Annotated in this window: 21 protein-coding genes and 1 riboswitch; of the genes, 13 read left to right on the forward strand and 8 right to left on the reverse strand. The window is 49.7% G+C overall.

Features of this window, described 5'->3' with window-relative positions:
• Positions 1 to 15: 15 nt before the first annotated feature.
• The 8 genes from U719_RS08450 to U719_RS08485 all read left to right on the forward strand — a co-directional run bounded on the left by U719_RS08450 (position 16) and on the right by U719_RS08485 (position 9,857).
• Complete coding sequence (locus tag U719_RS08450; RefSeq protein WP_023468338.1) at positions 16 to 2,625, forward strand: DEAD/DEAH box helicase; 2,610 nt, start codon at positions 16 to 18, stop codon at positions 2,623 to 2,625.
• Positions 2,622 to 3,152, forward strand: coding sequence for a glycerol-3-phosphate acyltransferase (locus U719_RS08455; protein WP_023468339.1), 531 nt, complete (start codon positions 2,622 to 2,624; stop codon positions 3,150 to 3,152). The genes U719_RS08450 and U719_RS08455 overlap by 4 nt, the downstream gene beginning before the upstream one ends.
• Positions 3,153 to 3,164: 12 nt before the next feature.
• Entirely contained in the window at positions 3,165 to 4,715 is a 1,551-nt protein-coding gene (locus U719_RS08460) for a GNAT family N-acetyltransferase (RefSeq protein WP_023468340.1), read from the forward strand.
• A 289-nt stretch (positions 4,716 to 5,004) separates the two neighbouring features.
• Positions 5,005 to 5,682 (forward strand): 50S ribosomal protein L25/general stress protein Ctc, encoded by a 678-nt coding sequence (locus U719_RS08465; protein WP_023468341.1) that lies wholly within the window; start codon positions 5,005 to 5,007, stop codon positions 5,680 to 5,682.
• Positions 5,683 to 5,777: 95 nt separating this feature from the next.
• A riboswitch (TPP riboswitch) is annotated at positions 5,778 to 5,877 on the forward strand.
• Between the two features lie 100 nt (positions 5,878 to 5,977).
• Positions 5,978 to 6,550 (forward strand): ECF transporter S component, encoded by a 573-nt coding sequence (locus U719_RS08470; RefSeq protein ID WP_023468342.1) that lies wholly within the window; start codon positions 5,978 to 5,980, stop codon positions 6,548 to 6,550.
• Positions 6,547 to 8,076, forward strand: a complete 1,530-nt coding sequence (locus U719_RS08475) for an ABC transporter ATP-binding protein (RefSeq protein ID WP_023468343.1) — start codon at positions 6,547 to 6,549, stop codon at positions 8,074 to 8,076. The genes U719_RS08470 and U719_RS08475 overlap by 4 nt, the downstream gene beginning before the upstream one ends.
• On the forward strand, positions 8,048 to 8,770 hold the full coding sequence (locus U719_RS08480; RefSeq protein ID WP_023468344.1) for an energy-coupling factor transporter transmembrane protein EcfT: 723 nt from the start codon (positions 8,048 to 8,050) through the stop codon (positions 8,768 to 8,770). Before U719_RS08475 ends, U719_RS08480 begins: the two co-directional genes overlap by 29 nt.
• Before the next feature lie 55 nt (positions 8,771 to 8,825).
• Positions 8,826 to 9,857: an NAD(P)/FAD-dependent oxidoreductase gene (locus tag U719_RS08485; protein WP_023468345.1), complete on the forward strand. Its 1,032-nt coding sequence runs from the start codon at positions 8,826 to 8,828 to the stop codon at positions 9,855 to 9,857.
• 72 nt (positions 9,858 to 9,929) lie between these two features.
• Here U719_RS08485 and U719_RS08490 read toward each other — a convergent pair whose 3' ends face one another.
• The gene (locus tag U719_RS08490; protein ID WP_023468346.1) at positions 9,930 to 10,748 is read right to left on the reverse strand and encodes an alpha/beta fold hydrolase; all 819 of its coding nucleotides are present in this window, start codon (positions 10,746 to 10,748) and stop codon (positions 9,930 to 9,932) included.
• Positions 10,749 to 10,902: 154 nt separating this feature from the next.
• Between U719_RS08490 and U719_RS08495 the strand changes: the two genes are divergently transcribed.
• Positions 10,903 to 12,171 carry a hypothetical protein gene (locus U719_RS08495; RefSeq protein WP_023468347.1) on the forward strand — a complete coding sequence of 423 codons (1,269 nt, stop codon included), beginning with the start codon at positions 10,903 to 10,905 and terminating at the stop codon, positions 12,169 to 12,171.
• Entirely contained in the window at positions 12,168 to 13,436 is a 1,269-nt protein-coding gene (locus U719_RS08500) for a hypothetical protein (protein ID WP_023468348.1), read from the forward strand. The genes U719_RS08495 and U719_RS08500 overlap by 4 nt, the downstream gene beginning before the upstream one ends.
• A 1-nt stretch (position 13,437) precedes the next feature.
• Here U719_RS08500 and U719_RS08505 read toward each other — a convergent pair whose 3' ends face one another.
• From U719_RS08505 to U719_RS08520, 4 genes are all read right to left on the reverse strand, one after another.
• Positions 13,438 to 13,674 (reverse strand): hypothetical protein, encoded by a 237-nt coding sequence (locus U719_RS08505; RefSeq protein WP_023468349.1) that lies wholly within the window; start codon positions 13,672 to 13,674, stop codon positions 13,438 to 13,440.
• 116 nt (positions 13,675 to 13,790) lie between these two features.
• A complete protein-coding gene (locus U719_RS08510) occupies positions 13,791 to 14,120 on the reverse strand; it encodes an antibiotic biosynthesis monooxygenase (RefSeq protein WP_023468350.1) in 330 nt (109 codons plus the stop codon).
• A gap of 32 nt (positions 14,121 to 14,152) precedes the next feature.
• Positions 14,153 to 14,776, reverse strand: a complete 624-nt coding sequence (locus U719_RS08515; RefSeq protein WP_023468351.1) for a hypothetical protein — start codon at positions 14,774 to 14,776, stop codon at positions 14,153 to 14,155.
• Positions 14,776 to 15,204, reverse strand: coding sequence for a GNAT family N-acetyltransferase (locus U719_RS08520; RefSeq protein WP_023468352.1), 429 nt, complete (start codon positions 15,202 to 15,204; stop codon positions 14,776 to 14,778). Before U719_RS08520 ends, U719_RS08515 begins: the two co-directional genes overlap by 1 nt.
• A gap of 44 nt (positions 15,205 to 15,248) precedes the next feature.
• On the opposite strand from U719_RS08520, the gene U719_RS08525 reads away from it, so the two are divergent.
• A complete protein-coding gene (locus tag U719_RS08525; RefSeq protein ID WP_023468353.1) occupies positions 15,249 to 16,034 on the forward strand; it encodes a pentapeptide repeat-containing protein in 786 nt (261 codons plus the stop codon).
• A gap of 67 nt (positions 16,035 to 16,101) precedes the next feature.
• Here the strand turns inward: U719_RS08525 and U719_RS08530 are convergent, their stop codons facing one another.
• Entirely contained in the window at positions 16,102 to 16,932 is an 831-nt protein-coding gene (locus U719_RS08530) for a nucleotidyltransferase domain-containing protein (RefSeq protein WP_235147577.1), read from the reverse strand.
• Positions 16,814 to 17,287, reverse strand: a complete 474-nt coding sequence (locus U719_RS08535) for a hypothetical protein (RefSeq protein WP_023468355.1) — start codon at positions 17,285 to 17,287, stop codon at positions 16,814 to 16,816. The genes U719_RS08530 and U719_RS08535 overlap by 119 nt, the downstream gene beginning before the upstream one ends.
• A 199-nt stretch (positions 17,288 to 17,486) precedes the next feature.
• On the opposite strand from U719_RS08535, the gene U719_RS08540 reads away from it, so the two are divergent.
• Positions 17,487 to 18,053 (forward strand): recombinase family protein, encoded by a 567-nt coding sequence (locus U719_RS08540; RefSeq protein WP_023468356.1) that lies wholly within the window; start codon positions 17,487 to 17,489, stop codon positions 18,051 to 18,053.
• 25 nt (positions 18,054 to 18,078) lie between these two features.
• Here U719_RS08540 and U719_RS08545 read toward each other — a convergent pair whose 3' ends face one another.
• On the reverse strand, positions 18,079 to 18,486 hold the full coding sequence (locus U719_RS08545) for a hypothetical protein (protein WP_023468357.1): 408 nt from the start codon (positions 18,484 to 18,486) through the stop codon (positions 18,079 to 18,081).
• Between the two features lie 145 nt (positions 18,487 to 18,631).
• On the opposite strand from U719_RS08545, the gene U719_RS08550 reads away from it, so the two are divergent.
• Positions 18,632 to 19,015 carry a hypothetical protein gene (locus U719_RS08550; RefSeq protein WP_023468358.1) on the forward strand — a complete coding sequence of 128 codons (384 nt, stop codon included), beginning with the start codon at positions 18,632 to 18,634 and terminating at the stop codon, positions 19,013 to 19,015.
• Positions 19,016 to 19,018 lie beyond the last annotated feature (3 nt).

Consider the following 19,018-nt stretch of genomic DNA (forward strand, 5'->3'; position numbering starts at 1 on the left):
TAAAGGAGGAATAGCATGAATTATGGGCTCAGTGAACGCAAAATCAAACAAATGTCTGATGCCTATGCCTTTCGACGGGGAAAGAAGTATGTCGCCGCCCGCAAGGTCACGTTGCACAATTACCGAATGGGCGACGAGCTGATCGAAGCGAGTGTCGACGGTGAGGAACGATTCACGGTGACGGTTCGCGTCAAGGCGCACGGTGTCGACGCCGGCTGTAATTGTCCGTCGCTTGCGATGGATACGTCATTTTGCGGACATATCGTCGCCGTTTTACTAGCGATGCATCATGTTCAGGCGCATGGTACACCGACACCGCTATCGCCGCAGATCCGTCCGTTCACGGCGATCCAAGTCGATGACGCTGGCGCGCGCCATTATTTACGCAGTCTCACACCGGATCGTCGGGTAGCGATTCATTTCGAACTGACCGGACCCGTCGTGACGCTCAAACGACTGACGGACAAGCAACAGCATCAACTGTCCCTGCCCTACTTCGATCGTCTGCTTGGACAGACAGAGTATTTGCAGCAAGTCGCCGATGTTTCGTTCAGTCCTGATTTGCAAGAACGAATCGTTTCCGGGACACCAATCGTCAAACTCCATCTCGACCGAACGGCTCAAGAAGTCGAAGTCCGCGTGTCGTTTGATTATCAAGGGATTCAGCTGAATCCGCTCGACGAGACGATTTACGCTGGTCGCGATCAAGTAACGGAGCAAAGTGTCTTACGCTTCTTACGTGAATTCCAAGCAACGCCACGTGACACGCGCTACATCATTACGCGTGACGCCGCGCAATATGCCTTTCTGCGGAGCCTGCTTGACGAACGGATTGCGCTCGGTCAACTGGAGTTATTTGCAACACAAGCGATCCGGACGACGTTACCAAAAGGACCGTTTCATCCGCGGATCGAAGTCGACGTGACGGACCGCCTCGACTGGCTCATCTTTAACTTTTCAATGGACGGGATTCCAGAAGATGAGCTGAAACGTGTCCTGAAGTCGCTCGTCTTACAAAAACGGTACCACCGCTTGAAATCTGGACAGTTCGTTTCTTTAGAAACAAGGGCTTTTCAGCAGTTACAACGGGTCCTCGCTCAGATGGAAGCAAGTGAACGCGACTTACGCGATGGACGAATCGTCTTACCTGCCGTCCGGAACATGAAGCATCTGATCGGCGCCTCCGTCCTCCATCTTCACGCTGATTTGCTCGAGAAATGGCTTGAATTAAAATCCGGACAAGGATTCCGGCTCGACTTGCCGAATTCGTTAGAGTCACGACTCTATCCGTATCAACGGACGGGCATCCAGTTTCTGAAGAATTTGGACGCACAAGGATGTCACGGGATCCTAGCCGATGAGATGGGGCTCGGGAAGACGATTCAAGCGATTGGTTATATCGCGACGATTCCTGACCGTCGTGCGCTCATCGTCGCGCCGGCGTCACTGCTCCGCAACTGGGAAGCAGAACTGAAACGCTTTTTACCCAATCGACCGGTTCATGTCGTCACTGGTTCTCAAACTAGCCGACTCCGCGAACTGGAGCACTTACCTGACGATACGGTGACGATCGTCTCCTATACGACGCTTCGGACCGACGTCCGTCGCCACCCTGTATATGACGTCGTCTTCTTTGATGAAGCACAGCACTTGAAGAATCCGCAGTCGCAAACAGTCAGTCAACTACGGCATCTGCAAGCAAAACGCCGTTTCGCCTTAACGGGAACACCGCTCGAGAATCGACCGCGTGATATCTGGTCGATCTTCCATGTCTTGTTTCCAGAGCTACTGCCGGATCTAATGACGTTTGAGAAATGGTCGTTTGACGATATGCAACGGTTCATCCAACCGTTCTTATTACGGCGTGAGAAACAAGATGTCTTACAGGATTTACCGAAGAAACAGATCGAACATCATTATGTCGAGCTCGGTCCGAACCAAAAACGCTTATATGCGTCGTATCTTGCCAAATTGCAATTCGAGACGCTGCAACACTTAGACGAGATGAAACGCGAAGATCGTTTGAAGTTACTGGCTGGGTTAACGCGTTTGCGGCAAATTTGCAACGATCCGGGATTATTCGTCGAGGGATACAGAGGAGAAGCAACAAAACGAACGCGTCTGCTCTCATTGATTGCCGAAAAACGGGCAGCCGGAAAGCGGATCTTGATTTTCTCGCAGTATACACAAATGCTCGAGCGTATTCGCTCGGATCTCGCGCAACGTCACCTCCCCCACTTCCTGTTGACGGGTGAGACACCACTCGAAGACCGGGTGGCGTTATGCGATCGGTTCAATGACGGTGAAGTCGATCTCTTCTTGATTTCCCTGAAAGCCGGCGGAACGGGACTGAATCTCGCGTCTGCTGATACCGTCATCCTCTTTGACAGCTGGTGGAATCCCGCAGTCGAACAGCAAGCTGCCGATCGTGCCCACCGGCTTGGACAACAATCCGACGTGACGGTCATCAAATTGCTGACACGCGGGACGATCGAAGAAAAGATGACGGAATTACAAGATCGAAAAGCCCAGATGGTCGATGCCGTCCTGACGGCTCCAGACAGTGATGCCTTGACCGTCAAAGAACTCGTTCATCTCGTAGAAACAAAGGAGGAACATCGGTGATCCTTGATCTTCTGCTTGGTTACCTTATCGGCAGTATTCTGGGCGGTACGCTCTGGAAGTACGTCAGTCGAACCGATTTGGCTCAGGTCGGTTCCGGAAACATCGGTGCTCGCAACGCCCATCGTGCCGGTGGGCTCCCGGCCTTTTTATTCGTGTATCTGTTTGATGCCGCGAAGACCGTTCTTGCACTACAGATCACAGACGCATTTTATCCCGTTGCTCTTGCCGTGCTCATCGGTCACTTGTTTCCGTTGTTTCATCCGCGACGCGGCGGTAAAGGGTATGCCGTATTTTCCGGAATTGTCTTCGCCATCACGCCGTGGGCATATCTTGCCGGACTAGGCATACTCGGTCTGTCTTATCTCGTAACGAAAGATAGCGTCAAAGCAGGGCTGATTCCGGTTGTTCTGCTCCCGTTACTCCCCGTCTACTTTGACGCAGGACCCATCAATATCTTGTGTACCGTTGCCGTAAGTCTACTTGTCCTGTGGGCTCATGATGCACTTCACAAGCTAGTCATTACATAAGGAGGACATCTCATGATCGACTTTTCCATTGCCACCGCTTCGGACGCGGAAGCAATCCATGAACTGAACTACCTCACCTTCACGGAAGAGATTCCGCAACATCAACCGAACACCGAACGGAAACGGATTGACCGGTTTCATGATCAAAATACTTATCTGATCGGCAAGGAAGACGATCGACTCGTCGCGATGATTGCTATTCGGAAGCATCGCCCTTTTTCACTTGAGGAAAAAGGCGTGACGTTAGATGAGACATTGACGGACCCAGCGGAAATCCGTTTACTCAGCGTTCGTCCCGAATACCGCAATAGTCGTACGTTCATGCAATTGATGCGCTTTTTGATGGTCTACTTGGAACGGGAAACGATTGATCATGTCTATATCAGTGGTACGACACGGGAAGCTAAACTATATGCGCGGTTCGGCTTCACACCAATCGCAGCGACGCTCGGTAGTGGTGACGCCCAGTTCGTACCGATGTTGTTGTCGCGCGCGACATACGAACGATCCGTCATCGCGGACGTTTTACGTCCTCTGCATTTTCTAGCCGGTCCGGTCGAAGTCGCTCCGACGGTCCGTCAAGCGGCGCAACAAGCACCGCGCCCGCATCGGACGGCATCGATGCGTCAGCTCGATCAAAATTTACGGGACCGAATGTGTCAGTTGCTGGATTTGCCACATGTCTCGATGGCTGTCGGCAGTGGTACGCTCGCCAACGATATCGTCGCACAACAACTGAGTGGACATGGGTTGATCCTAAACGGTGGTGAGTTCGGTCAACGCTTGATCGATCACGCAGCACGAGCAGGAAAGTCCTTTGATGTCCACTCGCTTCCATCCGGTCACCCGATCGACTTGGAACAACTCGCGAGTCAACTGCATCAAACGGAATACGACTGGATCTGGTTGACGCATTGTGAGACGTCAACGGGCGTCCTCTACGATCTCGATGCGGTAAAAGCGCTGTTAGAACAACGAATCGCACTCATCGTCGATGCGATCAGCGCCGTCGGAACCGGGCGTTTCTCGTATGCCGGCTGCAGATTCGTCACGACCGTCTCCGGAAAAGCAATTGGGGGTTTACCGGGTCTTGCGTTCATCGGTCACGTAGATCGCGTCCTACCTTCTCCACGTATTCCACGTTATCTAGATCTCGGACTCTATGCGGAAGGCGTCGCCTTTTCCGGTTCCTCGAACTTGTTGCTGGCTTGTCAGGCAGCGCTCGATGCCCTTGATCTCGATCAAGCCGCTATCAAGATGACCTATCTCGAACAGGCCGTTCGCGCGAATGGTTTTAACCTGCTTGCGACGCAAGAAGCACAAGCGCCGGGAATTCTGACGATCGTCCATCCGTCGGCAACCGCTTTAGGAGACGCTCTCCGGATCCAAGGCTATCATGTTCAATATGAAAGCGACTATCTCGTCCATAATCAATGGCTCCAAATCTCAACGATGGGACAGACGACGATGCGGCACATCGAACGTCTCGTCCGCGTGCTGGTTCGTGAAAACCAACGCATCACCATAAAAAATGAAAAAAACGAAAGACCTCTCAACCCTTGATTTCAAGCGGTTTGGAGGTCTTTCGACTTTAAAAAATAAAAAATAGAGGTTTAAGGATTTAAAACATAGGGGTATAAACTCACTAGCACCGCATCAAACGGTGACTTACTCACACATGTTTCTCAATATCAGCGTAATGACCTGGGAGAGAAATGCAAAGTCACGAAAGCGTCAGATTCAAAAGAGTCTGAAACCGATTGTCTTAGCATATTTAAATTGTTCAGGACTTGTCCTGCTCCTACATTCATTACCTTTTGAGGGCTATACCAAATTCAAGGGGGAAATGAACATGTCAGTTAAATTAACAGCCGAAAAACGCGAGGTACGTCCACGCTCACTCCGTAAACAATTACGTCATGAAGGAAAAGCTCTTGGTGTCGTGTATGGTTACAAAGTGGAAAGTACACCAATCGCATTCGAAGAAAAAGAATTGCTTAAAATCGTTCGAGAAAACGGTGAGAACGTCTTGATTTCACTGAAACTCGACGGTAAAAATATTAACGTCTTGATCAACCGTCGTGATATGGATGTCTTCACACCAACTGTCGATCACGTTGAATTCATCGCTGTTAAAATGGATGAAGAGACAGAAGTCGAAGCAGACGTCGTACTCGTCGGCGAAGCAGCTGGCGCTAAAGTCGGCGGATTCCTGTCACAGACACTCTTTAAAGTAACAGTCGCAGCAACACCAGATAAATTGCCAGAGAACGTCGAAGTCGACGTCACGAACCTCGAAATCGGCGATTCGATCTCTGTAGCTGATCTTCCGGAACAAAAAGATTTCCGTATCGTCACTGAAGGCGACATTCAAGTCGCAGCTGTCGTCGAATCAACGCTTGAACAAGAGCTTGAGGAAATCGAAGAAGCAGAAGCTGAGGCACAAGCGGAAGCTGGTGAAGACAACGAAGCGGAAGCTACGGAAGAGTCTTCAGAAGAAGCAAAAGAAGAGAACGAAGACAACAAATAAGTCGTTTGACGATACGCCCTTCGTGGCGTATCGTTTTTTTGTGTCTTGACAATAGACAGAAGATTGCCTAAAGTGAACAGCGTATCACCTATTACCATATCCACTAGGGGAGCCCATTTGGCTGAGACGATTCACTTCGGACCCTTCGAACCTGATCTAGTTCATACTAGCGTAGGAAAGTGGAGCGATCACATCCAATGACTCCTGCTGCGCGCAGTTTTTCTGAGGACCGCTCTCTTTTTTACGGAGGGCGGTCTTTTTTGGCGTCTCCCCCATTCTAAGGAGGACGTACCTAATGCAAAACTGGAAAATGAAAGAAATCATGGTCATGATGATGCTCGCCGTCGCTTGCGGGGTCATCTATCTTGGTTGGTCAACACTCTGGTTACCGATGTCTGCGATCTTCGGACCTGTCGGTGCCAACTGGATGTTTGGGATCTGGATCATCGCGAGCCCGCTCGTCGCAGCAATCATTCAAAAACCAGGTGCCGCTCTCATCGCGGAAATCGTCGCGGCAGCCGTCGAGCTGTTCACGGGTAGTCACTTTGGTTTATCGGCTCTTCTAATCGGGGTATGCCAAGGGCTTGGTGCGGAACTCGTCTTTGCGATGACGCGTTATCGCCGTTATGACACCTGGACATTGATGTTATCGGGTGTTGGAGCCGCGATTGGTAGCATTGTCTATAGTCTGATCGCGAACGGATTCGGTTACTACACGACGACGACGTTGCTTGCGACAACTGGCTTACAATTAATTAGTGGCGCATTACTGGGCGGCTTGCTTGCAGCGATTCTCGTCCGTCGCCTTGTTGCGACCGGTGTCTTGAACGGGTTTGCGGCAGGACGTGCGAAACGGGAAGTCGCATGATTACTGTCGACGACCTCAGCATCCGCTACCCCGGTCAGATGAAGTCGGTGCTCGATCATGTATCGCTGACGATCGAGCAAGGAACGACCCTTCTGCTCGGACGAAGCGGGAGTGGCAAGACGACACTGCTTCATGCCCTAGCCGGACTGACACCAGAGACGATTGAAGTCGAACAGACGGGAACCGTTACCCGGTCCGGTTCGGTCGGAGTGCTATTCCAAAACCCAGAAGAACAGTTCTGCATGGAAACGATCGGACGCGAAATCGCTTTTAGCTTAGAAAACCGGTCGATTCCACGCGAAGAGATGGAGGAACGAATTGAACGCTTACTCGCACTCGTTGGTCTCCCTCTCCCCTTCTCGACACCAATCGCGAGTCTATCCGGGGGGATGAAACAACGCCTCGCGCTCGCTGCGGTCCTGGCACTTGAGCCGACGATCTTATTACTCGATGAACCAACGGCTCAGATTGACCCGATCGGGCAACACGAGCTGATGGCGTTGATCTTTCAGATTCAGAAAGAACATGATTTAACGATCGTCTTGATCGAACACCAACTCGATGTCTGTTTACCTTACATCGACAAAATCGTCTTACTTGAGGACGGATCGGTGACTGCAACGGCGCATCCGCAGGATTTGTTCCCGCAGGCGTATACGGATCTTCAATCGAAAGGGATCGCTGTTCCCTCTTTGTATCCGTACACGTTAGAGACGTTACCCATAGATGGACCACAAGCAGCGCGACTTCATGTGCTTCCTCCAGTCGCTACTGCAGGCATTCCCTTGTTACACGTCGCTGCATTATCGACGAAAGCACCTTACCCGCTGACCGATGCGACATTTTCCCTGAAGACGGGAGAATGGGTGATGCTGCTCGGGGCAAACGGCTCCGGGAAAAGTACGTTGCTTGCAACACTCGGTCGGTTGCTCTCGCATCGTGGAACATACCGGTTCCAGGAACGTTCGGCTCAGCGTTACTCCCGGCGACGCTTTTATGAGCACGTTGGTTATGTCTTTCAACAACCGGATCTGCAGTTTCTCAAACTGACAGTCGAAGCGGAAATCGACTGGAGTCACCGGGCAGCGACGAGTGATGAGCGCACAGCGTTGCTCGAACGACTGGAACTCGCATCTGTCAAACAGCAGTCACCGCTTGCGCTTAGTACGGGGCAACAACGACGGCTCAGCGTCGCGACGATGCTCGGGCAGACGAAGGATTTATTGTTGCTCGATGAACCGACGTTCGGACAGGATGGATTGACGACACGGCGGCTCATGGAACAGTTGTTGACGGAACAACAAAACGGAACGACGCTCGTCATGGCAACACACGATATGGAACTCGTTGCCCGATACGCGGATCGTGTCCTCGTCATGGAGCAAGGCCGGATTGCCTTTGACGGACGTCCGAGCGAATTATTCGCTGACGTTCCGTTACTCGAACGCTGTCAGCTACAACGTCCACTTTCGTACCAATTCCAGGAGGTGAAGCGCAATGCAGACGAACGCGTCACCGTTCGCTAAACTCAATCCTGTCATCAAAGGTAGCGGATTGGTTTTGATCATGTTTGCCTTGATTGCAACGAACGACTGGGTCAAGACGTTGGTGTTCCTGAGTTTTGCTATCGCGCTGCTACTCCTCTCCGGGTGGGGTCCTCACGATTTCTTGAAACGACTCGCACCTTACAGTCTATTATTCTTATTGACGTTCTGGATGATGGCAGCCTTCGGCAAAGGAACGAATCCTCTATGGTCGTTTGGTTGGTTTCATGTCACGTCGGAAAGTGTCATGCACGGCTGGTTACTTGCCTTACGGATGGCAACGTTCGTCTGCTTAAGTTTCGCTTTCGTCACGACGACCGATGCGACCCGGTTCGTGATGAGCTTGATTCACCAAGCAAAGGTGTCGCCTCGCTTCGCGTACGGATTTCTTGCCGGGATCCGCTTTCTTCCACATTTGATCGAAGAAGTTCGCGTCTTACGGCAAGTTCGGATGATTCGGAACGTTCACAGTCGCTTTCCTGGTGATGCGTTCCTATCAATCGGCTTACCGCTCTTCTCGCGATCGATCCAGCGGGCAGAACGGATGGCGATCGCTTTCGAAGCCCGTCATTTTTCAGCGGAACGGACATATTATGAAGTGCCAGTCGTTCAGCGCCAGGATGTTATCTATCTCATGGTCATCCTCCTGTTCATCAGTCTTGTCTTTTGGCTATGATTACCGCCACCCGTATCCGGGTACATTCTAGCAAGACAGATTGAAGGAGAACGACATGAAACGAATCCTCTTGATTGGTGCAGGACACGCTCACCTGCATTGCATTACCAATGGACCAACAGAAGACGTCGAGTGGCTGATTTTAAATGCCTCGACGTACCAATATTACTCGGGCATGTACTCCGGACTTGCTGACGGAACGTACGATATCGATGAGATCCGTATCGACGTCGCCGCACTGTGTCGCGCCAATGATAAACAGTTCATCGAAGAGACCGTCATCAAAATCGACCCCGATGAAAAGCTCGTCTTCGGTGCATCCGGCAGACGCTACACCTATGACGTCGTCTCGACGAATATTGGCTCGTTCGATTGGGCGGAAGATACGACACGATTATCGATTAAACCGAACTACCGGTTACCCGATACATTAAAGCGTCTGCAACAAGCAAAGCGTCCAGTCTTGATTGGAAGTGGTGCAGCGGCCGTCGAGATGGCGGCGTCCTTAAAAGCAGCGGGTGTACCGATCACACTGATCACGGATCCAGAGTTACTTTCAGGACACCCCGCAGCGGAAGCGATTGCGAGACGGTTAAAAGAACTCGATGTATATTGGATCCGGGAACGTCCAATAGATGACGAACCACCACTCCGCTTCAAGCATCACCCTCCAATCGAGTCGGATGCGATCATCCGCTTAACGGGTGCGAAAGCACCGGCATTGTTTGCAGACAGCAAGCTCTATACGGAAGACGGGTTCCTACTCGTCAATGAACAGTTGCAAGCGCTCGATCATCCGAGTCTGTTTGCTGCGGGTGACGCGGCGACCCTCGTCGCTTATCCCGATATTCCAAAGAATGGCGTCACAGCTGTCCGGCAAGCACCGATCTTACTGGCAAACCTCTTACGGTACGTCCAGGAAGAGACACTGCAAACCTATCGTCCGCAAACGAACTATTTGACGATTTTATCGATGGGATCGCGTCATGCGATTTCCCTGTATGGCAATCAGTATTCGACTCACCCGTTCGGTTGGTACCTGAAGCGCTGGATTGATCAACGGTTCATGCGGAAGTATCGCCCTTAAAAGTGTGCGCCGGCGCACACTTTTTTTTGTACACAAAAACAAGCCATGGACGGGTGTCCATGGCTTGTTGGATTAGACGGTTTGATTTCCTTTAACGTACGAGAGTAACGTTTCGTTGAACTTCTCTTGTTCATCAAGCAACATACCGTGCCCACTCTCTTCGAAGACTTCAAGTCGTGCATGTGGAATTTCCTTTTGCATTTCTTCCGCGAACTCGAACGGACAGACTTGGTCTTTTTTACCGTGGATAATTAACGTATCGACTTTGATGTCTCCGAGTTTCCCACGTAAGTCTTCGTCACGTAAGGCGATCGCTGACTGAATCGTACCGTGGGACGAAGCGGCGATACTAAGTCCATGGAACCATTGTTGAAGTGGTTCTGGATGTTCTTTCGCAAAGAAGATTTCCCCGAATCCTTTAAGCATCGACGGACGATCTTGTTTCGTATCGGCAATCAACGCATCGACTTCTTCTTTTGTCATTCCGTATGGATAGCCGTCTCGCTGTGTAAAGACAGGTGCTGCAGCTCCTGCGAGAACGAGCTTACTGACTTTTGAATCCCCGTATTGCAAGAGATAGGACAAGGCGATTCCTCCTCCCATCGAGAAGCCAAGCAACGTGACGTTCGATAATTTCAGCTGTTCGATGACTTCATTGATATCGGACGCCATCGTCTTATAATCGTATCCCGTTGCCGGCGCATCTGATTTGCCATAACCGCGATAATCGATCCCGACGTAACGGTACCCTTCTTCGACGAGCAGGTTCTTTTGATACTCGAACATATTGTTGTTTGCTGGCCAGCCGTGTAGAAAGACGACTGGTTGACCCGATCCGACATCCTCGACATAAATCTTCGTGCCATCAACTGCTTGAATGAATGTACCCATCATAAAACCCCCATAGTAATAGATTGACCGTGCATGCATCTATTATTCCCGACTCAAGAGATGTCAAACATCTTGATGTTAAAGTGTTATAGAAAATTCTGTCTATTCTTGAAATTATGGTAAAATATAGTCATTAGGATGAAGGAGGGTTTTCATGAGACGCTATATACATACCGGTATTCTCGCAGGCGCAGTCCTACTTGCCGGATGCGGTAAAGAACAATACTTAGACCTTACATATGATGCCAATTACTGGGGCGGTATTTCGACTACTTTTGATGGGCAAGAGATACCGGATCTCCCGAAAAAACAAACCGCTGCTTTGTTGAAGGTTTGTCAGCAAAAACCTGATATGAAGCACTTACCTGATCGATATGTGCAACACGAAGGATTTGACTTATACTTCCTGCCCCGGAGTGTTCAAGGACGCGAGTTCCAACACGTCCGTTTCCTGTCAGACGAAAAAAAGGACTATCTGGCCTGTCAGCCGATTCGCCATGCGGATTATACGGTTCATCAGATCAAGCGAAGTGATTATCCATTCGTCGATTGGTCAAAACAACCGGTTAAAGCTAAATCGACGATTGTCCGCTTTAAACCTGTACCAAAAAAAGTAATGGATCAGCAAAAACAGGAAAATGAAGAAAGTAAGCAATCGAAAGAGATGGGACATTACCTCTTCCCGTCCTACCAGCTGTCCTTACCACCGGAAGGTCAATTCGTTCTTTTCATGAAAGACAAAAGTAAGGACGACGAACAAACACTCTTTGAGACGACCGAATCCCTATCCGGTTCCGAATTGAATTTAGCTTTTCGTGTCATTCCGAATAGTGGTTTGCAACATACATCAATCGAACTAATGACCAGTGGTGATCGTATCGGAATTCCATCCGTCATTCAAGATCATGTGATGGGGCAATCGTATCAAATCGAACGAAAACAACTTCCTGATACACTTTCAGTGGGACAGACGGTTCCTTTTGCGACTGTTCGGAAGAAAGAAGAAGGCAAAATCATTCAGGAAACATCGATTTATATGCGTCTCAATCCGACTTACGAAAAACCCGCGAATTACAAATACGTATTCTTTGATACATCGCCAACCAGCTATGTCGGTTTTATCCATCAATCACCGAAACAGCTCGTCGAGAGCGATTATAAGTTTGTCTCGGCAATACCGGATAAATTAGCGAAAAAAATCGCTCAGGAATTAAAAGAGACCGATGTCATGGAGCCACAGGGCACGAAACTAAATCAGAAAAAATTAACATTGATGCGCCAAGGAAAAAGCCAAACGTTCGAGCTATTTGAACGCAAACGCGCCAAAAAGCTTGAAATCTATGTCGTCAAAAAGGGAACAAAGAACGGTGCTAAGCTGTCGGGTACGACAAGTGAAGCACTCAGTGAGGTGCTTAACAAATGAACAAACGTTACTGGATCGGACTCACACTTGCAGCAACGCTCGCGTTAAGCGGTTGTCAAAGTGATGCGCCGAATTTCAAATGGGATTACTTATCGAAATTGTATGATGGAGCGCGGTTTAAAGGCAAAGAACCTCCGAAGATGTTATCGGAAAAGGAAATGAGTGTCATCATGGAGGAGTGTCGATCAAAAGCGGTAAAAGCTCCAAAAAATTATTCTTACGGTGACACGTTCTCCGTCGTGATGACGGCACCATTTGAAGATTACTTAGGACAAATGGCTCGTTATGTCCAGTCCGGAGAACAAACATATCTGTATTGTCAGAATATGGCTGACAGCGAGTATCACCTGTTATCAACCAAACAAGATGTCTTCGCGAAAACGAAGCTGGTTGAACATCCGAACGAGTTAGAAGTCCATCCAGACACCATTAAAAAAGAGGACTGGTTCTCACGTGATGATAACATCATAAACGGTTCTGTTCGAAAATTAGCGCTACCTGGATCAGGTTACCTGGTGATGAAAGCGACTGATGTAACGAAAAAAGACGAACGAAAGACATTCGTCGTCTATGCAGAAGCCCTTACTCCCTTTACTGAAGATACGAAGCTTTATCTGACGTACAATGAGAAATATAATGAGAATGACGATATATCGTATAACTCCTTTGTACGCATACCGCAATTGATCAGTGGACAGCAGATGGAGACGTCGATCCATGCGATGAAACAGCCCGGAAAAGTCCGCTTCATTCCTGGTGACGGCACACCGGAACATTACGGCACGCTTATCGCAACAGAAAAAAACGGACACCAATTCCGCTACGAATTGTCGATTCAGCACACGATGGAACGTCCGTCTGAGCTTGCTCGACAGGACTTATCGGAAGAAGATGTTCTATCCACTATCAATGACATAACACTCTTCCATCAAAAGCAGTTCAAGCATTATCTTTATGATCAAAGCGATTCTTCTAAAGATCGTCTTAAAGTCGAGGATACGATCATGATGACGAGTGATGAGTCCGGGAAATTGCAAAAAGCAATCAAGACAAGTGAACAGGCTGACGTACGAGGAAAACGGGCGAAGTGGAAATACTTGACGTTCCGAAAAGGAGTGAAAGGACAACAATACGAAGTTTATCTCGACAAGCGTGTCAAAAAGACCGATATTTACTTGAAGGATCCGAAACGTGACGTGTCGATTCACTTATCAGCATCAGGTCGTGACATCATCCTTTCCTTATTTGAGCTATACGAAAAATGACTCACACCATAAAGATGAGATGTTGGAGCAAATAAATCAAGGAACACCAGAAGATAAAGGCAATCCCCTCGCGTAACCACTCTTTACGCGTCAACGGTTCACGTAAAAAGGACACGCAAGCGAATAGTAAGACGAAGAAGTAGAGATAAATGAAGCTACCGCTCGTCAAGAAACCAAAGAGCAGGATCATACCACCGAGGACGGACAGGCTAGAGACGACAGGTTTACGATAGACCATGCGGTGTCACCTCGTTTCATCTAGTTTGTTAGAATATACCCAGATTACGGGAAAACATTCTAATCTATCATTACAAACAACACCCCTGAGAGAAGTCTTCTCAGGGGTGTTAGTGTTTAGTCCACGACGGCACTGTGATCAGCGACGATCGCATATTCCGTGACGGTATTCGACGTCACGAGCGGTTTGACTTCCGACGTTCCGTTATCCCGCTTATGGTGCACGCCTTTGTACGCTTGACTCTCTTGCCATGCATGGAATGCCGCTTGATTCAACCATGTCGTCATGATCGTGACGATGTCTTCTTCTGCCTGACTGATATCGACGAGGACTTGCATCCGGTGGAACCCTTCCATTCGTTCAATTCCTTTCGTCGTCTTAAAACGCGCTGCGACCTGATCTGCTGCACCTTTGACGACGTGTAACTGGTTCATGACGATCCACATGTTCTTCTCCCCCTTTTTTCGTCTTCAGTATACTAAAAGTCATTCCGGGTTGAAAACGCGGATGCGTTATCGCTTGGTAACGTCAATCGTTGGATCGTCTCTTTTCCGTCTACGCTCGTCGCGATCATCTCGAAATAGAGCGAATGCGGGAAGGCATCCGGTAACGGTTGGACAGTATGGAAACGTTCCTGATCTGCTACCGACAATGAGCGTTGCATCGGACGAAGCGGCGCTTCGCCATCAGCCGTCGTCTTATACGGCTCGAACCGGATCGATTTCATTTGTTTCGAACCGTTCATGCCGTAGGCGACAAGGTATCGACCTTCGTCCGTCGTCAACAAACGACCTTCAAACCAATCCGACTCCCTCGTCTGTTTCGAACGAATGATTCGGTCGATTCGTTGTGACTCATCGGTTTGTTGCAGGAGCAAAAACAAGCGGTCGTGCTTCGCTTCAAGATACGCGACGGCGTAATGGTCAGACAGTCGTTCGACGAAGTAGACGTCGCGCGCTTCAATCGGCGTGTTCGTCATCTGTGTATATAACTGGGCGACTTGCTTCGCCGTAAAGGAAACGGTCTCTTGACGTGGCTGTATCCCCGTCAGCGTTCCGAGCACGAGACCGAACAATAAGATGAGGAAAAGACGCCGTTTCATCAGTCAACCTGTTTGACGAGCAGATGATAGCTCATCCCTGGTGGATAGTCATCGATTCGTCCGACTTCGACGAATCCCTGCCGCTCATAAAACGGAAGCGCTTGAAACGAGAACGTCTCGACGCGGATTCGCTGAACACCCGCTGTTCGTGCCCATTCCTCCAGTTGACGGAATAACTGAGTACCGAGCCCACTTCCCCGTTCTTCTTCGGCAACGAAGAACCATTCAATATGTAACCAGCCCCAGTACATTTCCCCTGAAATGCCGCCAATCGGTTGATCACTACGCGTCGCAAGTAATGTGACGGCTTGTGTTCCCTCGGAGCGTTTCGTCGCATGAAGCGGTGAACGTTCGACATTATATTGACGCACTTGCTGCCTAAGCCAGTCCTGTCCGTCCTCATTTTCATTAAGTTGAAATTGCAGCATGTCCAAACTCCTTTCTTGTTATAGTAGTAGTGGAGGTGAATCCGATGGAGCCTACGTTCCAGATTGATTGTACGAAGTGTTTTGGTTTATGTTGTACCGCACTCGCTTTTTCGAAATCCAGTGATTTTGGTCATGACAAACCGGAAGCAACACCGTGTCGTAATCTTGACGCCGATTACAGCTGCCGCATTCATGACCGGTTACGCGATAACGGCTACAAAGGCTGCACCGTTTATGATTGTTTTGGTGCCGGACAACATCTATCACAGCGGACATTCGAAGGCGATGATGCACCTAAGCGACGCCAAGCGATCTATGCTGCCTTCCCGAAGATGGTTCATTTGTTTGAAATGATGTGGTACATAACCGACGGGAAACGTGATGTCACGCGTGACATCCACGATCAACTCGATGAGACGCTTGCCGCACTGACTCGGTACGCGGCATTACCAGCCGATCAATTTGAACGACTTGACTTGATACCGGTTCGTCAAACCGTCCGACCACTCCTTGAAATGATTGCATCGCGTGTTCAAGCTCAGTATAGCGGAAGACGCGACCAGACACCACGCGACTGGGTCGGAAAACAGTTACCAAGACGTGATTTCTCAGGTGCCAGTGTTCAGAACCAGTGGTTGCTCGCGACGAACTTATCGCACAGTAACCTGCGCGGAGTCAACTTTCTCGGGGCGGATTTGCGAGACTGTAACGTCAAAGACGCCGATCTGACGGATGCACTCTTTTTGACACAGGCACAAATCAATGCGGCAATCGGCAATGCAGCGACGCAGTTACCGCGTCGCTTACTCCGTCCGTCCCATTGGCGTTAAACAGAAGCGAACGATAAGGAGGCACGTTTTCGGTCGATTGATCCGAAAGCGTACCTCCTTTTGCTTGTTATCGTTTACCGAGCGTAAAGCCGTCAAAATAACGCCCGCCGAATGGTGCGAGATAATCATCGACTAACGCGACGACCTCTCGTCGGTCATCCGATTGATAATACAACTCGAATGCCAGCGTATGTCGACTAGCATAGTCTTCGTCAAACTCCGCAAGAGCACGAATCGCCCACTTTCCTTGTCCGATGAAGCGACGATTGGCACGAAGAACGAACTCGATGCTCTGTTCATATAAACGTGACGCAATCGCTAAACCTTCCGCGCGGTTCGTTACACTCTCGAAATCGTCGAGCACATCACTTAAAAAATACCGTGCGCGCTCTTGTTCCGAAGTCGTCCACACAACAGGTCCGTCCGCCAATTGTTGAACGGCTTCCTGACGGATAGATGCAAGGTCTGGATGGTCCTCGATCGTCCAACTGTCAGCAATCATTCGTTGCAGGGACGGGCGACCACGTTCCCGGTCACTCTCGAAAAACGACTGAATCGTCTCAAAGGAATGGACGAATGCTTCGACCGGGACACCATCATGAACGAACGATTCCCGGTACGCCTGACCTCGACTCACTTCAAAGATGATCACATCGACATCTGATTGTGCGGTCGCTTGCCCACGCGTATGACTGCCGGCAAGTAAAACAGCACAGTGATTCGGATACCGTGACGCAACGAGCGGCATGATCCAGTCGCACCACTCCATGCGTGTCCACTTAGTCTTCAACTTGTTCACCGATGCCGGAGAAGACGGCCAGTTCGTCACCCGGTACGGCAACGATCGTCGCGTCGGCTCGGTGTGGCGCGAGACCGATACCGATCGCCCACGATTCATAATATGTATCCGATCCGTTCAGGACGAGCGTTTGTCCGTTGCTAAACGTTAGGAATAAGTGGGGTGCCGTCTTTCCGATCCGGACACCGGTGATGCGTTCCGCGTGAAGCGAGACGATCAAGTGTAACATCTCTTCCTTCGTCGCATGGCGGACGACCCAGTCCTGTGTCGTCTCGACATCGCCATAAAACAGACGATCCGTCTCGATCCGAAGTCGTAGTTCAGGCGCAGTCGTATCGAACAAATTGATGAATTCGAGCGTGACGTAGCCTGCGACATGGACCGTGGCTAATTGTGTACCGATGAAATAGGTCGTCAAAAGCTGACGGGCGAGTTGATGATCTTCTTTGTTCATGATGAGCACCTCATTTAAAAAGAATGAATGGTATCGGGATGAGTCCGAGAAACTTACTTCCACTCAATTTACCACAAATTAGTCGATACGAACATGAGAAGAAAGGCTTGTTTTCGGTTTTCTGCGGCACGGAGGTGAGAATACGGTATACTGATGAGGAACTGACGTCGATCGTGATCGACAGAGAGGAGCTCCATCCATGCAATATTTCTACATGAGACCCTATCCGGATGATCCAGACTGTTCTACGCAACAAGCGGAAGCCGACAAGATGAATGTGACGACACGTGTCATCGAGACGCATGATTCAGCGAAACGACGGACGGAATTAGAACAGATGCTCGAGACCCTTCAGACGGGAGACGAAGTCATCGTCACGCATCTCTACATCTTAGCAGACTCGACGCGGCACTTGATCGAGATGCTCGAGCACATGGAGACACGCGGTGCGACGCTGTGGTCACTCCGCGAACAGATTCGGACGAGCGAGCGTGCTTCCTTGTCGTTTCTTGAAACGGCACGCCACCTGGTCCAGCTGCAAAGTGACGTCATCAGCATGTCGACGCGTGCCGGACTCTCAAAAGCAAAAGAACAAGGAAAGCAGACCGGTCGACCGCGGAAGCCGGATGAAAATGTCCGCCGCGCGATCGCGATGTATCAAAGTAAAAACTATTCGCTCGCTGATATCCGAGAACAGACCGGTATTAGTAAAAGTACGTTGTACCGATATCTCGAAAGCGAGACAATCGATACAGATAAAGGCTGACTCCATCATGGAATCAGCCTTTTTTTTAGCTATTTTGCTTTAAGGTGTTGCCGAGCCATTTTTGGAGGGCTTTTCCGCCTTCATAGAACGAGCTGTCTCGTAATTCATACGTATGACCGCCTTGTTCGATCAAGTCGAGGAACGTATTCCCGACGTCCCGGTTTTCCCATTTCCGCTGATCCGTCAAATACTTGAAACCGAAGTTACATTCGACGTTGAAGATGATATGGAACGGTTCCTTGAACGATTGGACGGCGCGAATCATCTCGATCAAGATCATCCGTTTCGGTGATGACGCTTCGAACGTATCGAACAGCGTTGTCCGGCGTCCGTGAAACTCGATGACGCGGATCGCGCGACCGGTATCCGCTTTAAAATCATAACTCGTCCGGATCGAGACGATGATCTCGCGTTGGTCTGGTTGTACTGGCATGGTGTATCGCTTCCTTTCTCTCGGTCGATTATAGCATGGAGCTGCTTGAATTTAATAGATGTCAACGACTCGGTCTTAAGAAGGATTGTCGTAACCCAAAATTTGTCTTATACTAAAATTACCAAATACATAAAGGAGCGTTTTCGTGAAACATCTATTTTCGATACTCCTCTCGGCGAGTCTTTTGTTCACGGGTTGCTACTGCACCCTCGACGAACGGACGGACGAGCCACACTTCAAATCGCGTGCCCGCTCCATCTCCTCGTACCATACCTTCGACATCGAATATGCGAAAGGATTACGGAAGGAGCAAGTCTCAAACCGAACAGTCACCGTGACGGATTCGAACGGTGAGCGGATGCAAACGGAGATTGAAGTCCTTGACGGCAAAGAGATCCGAATTAAACCGCCACGTACGGGATATAAAAAAGGACGTCGCTACATCATCCACATTCGGGATTCGATCGACGCCCGCAAACAAGTTCATACGAATACGATTCGGGAACGAACCTTCACTGTCGACCGCTGACAG

The sequence above is a fragment of the Exiguobacterium sp. MH3 genome (assembly GCF_000496635.1).
Classification (GTDB): domain Bacteria; phylum Bacillota; class Bacilli; order Exiguobacteriales; family Exiguobacteriaceae; genus Exiguobacterium_A; species Exiguobacterium_A indicum.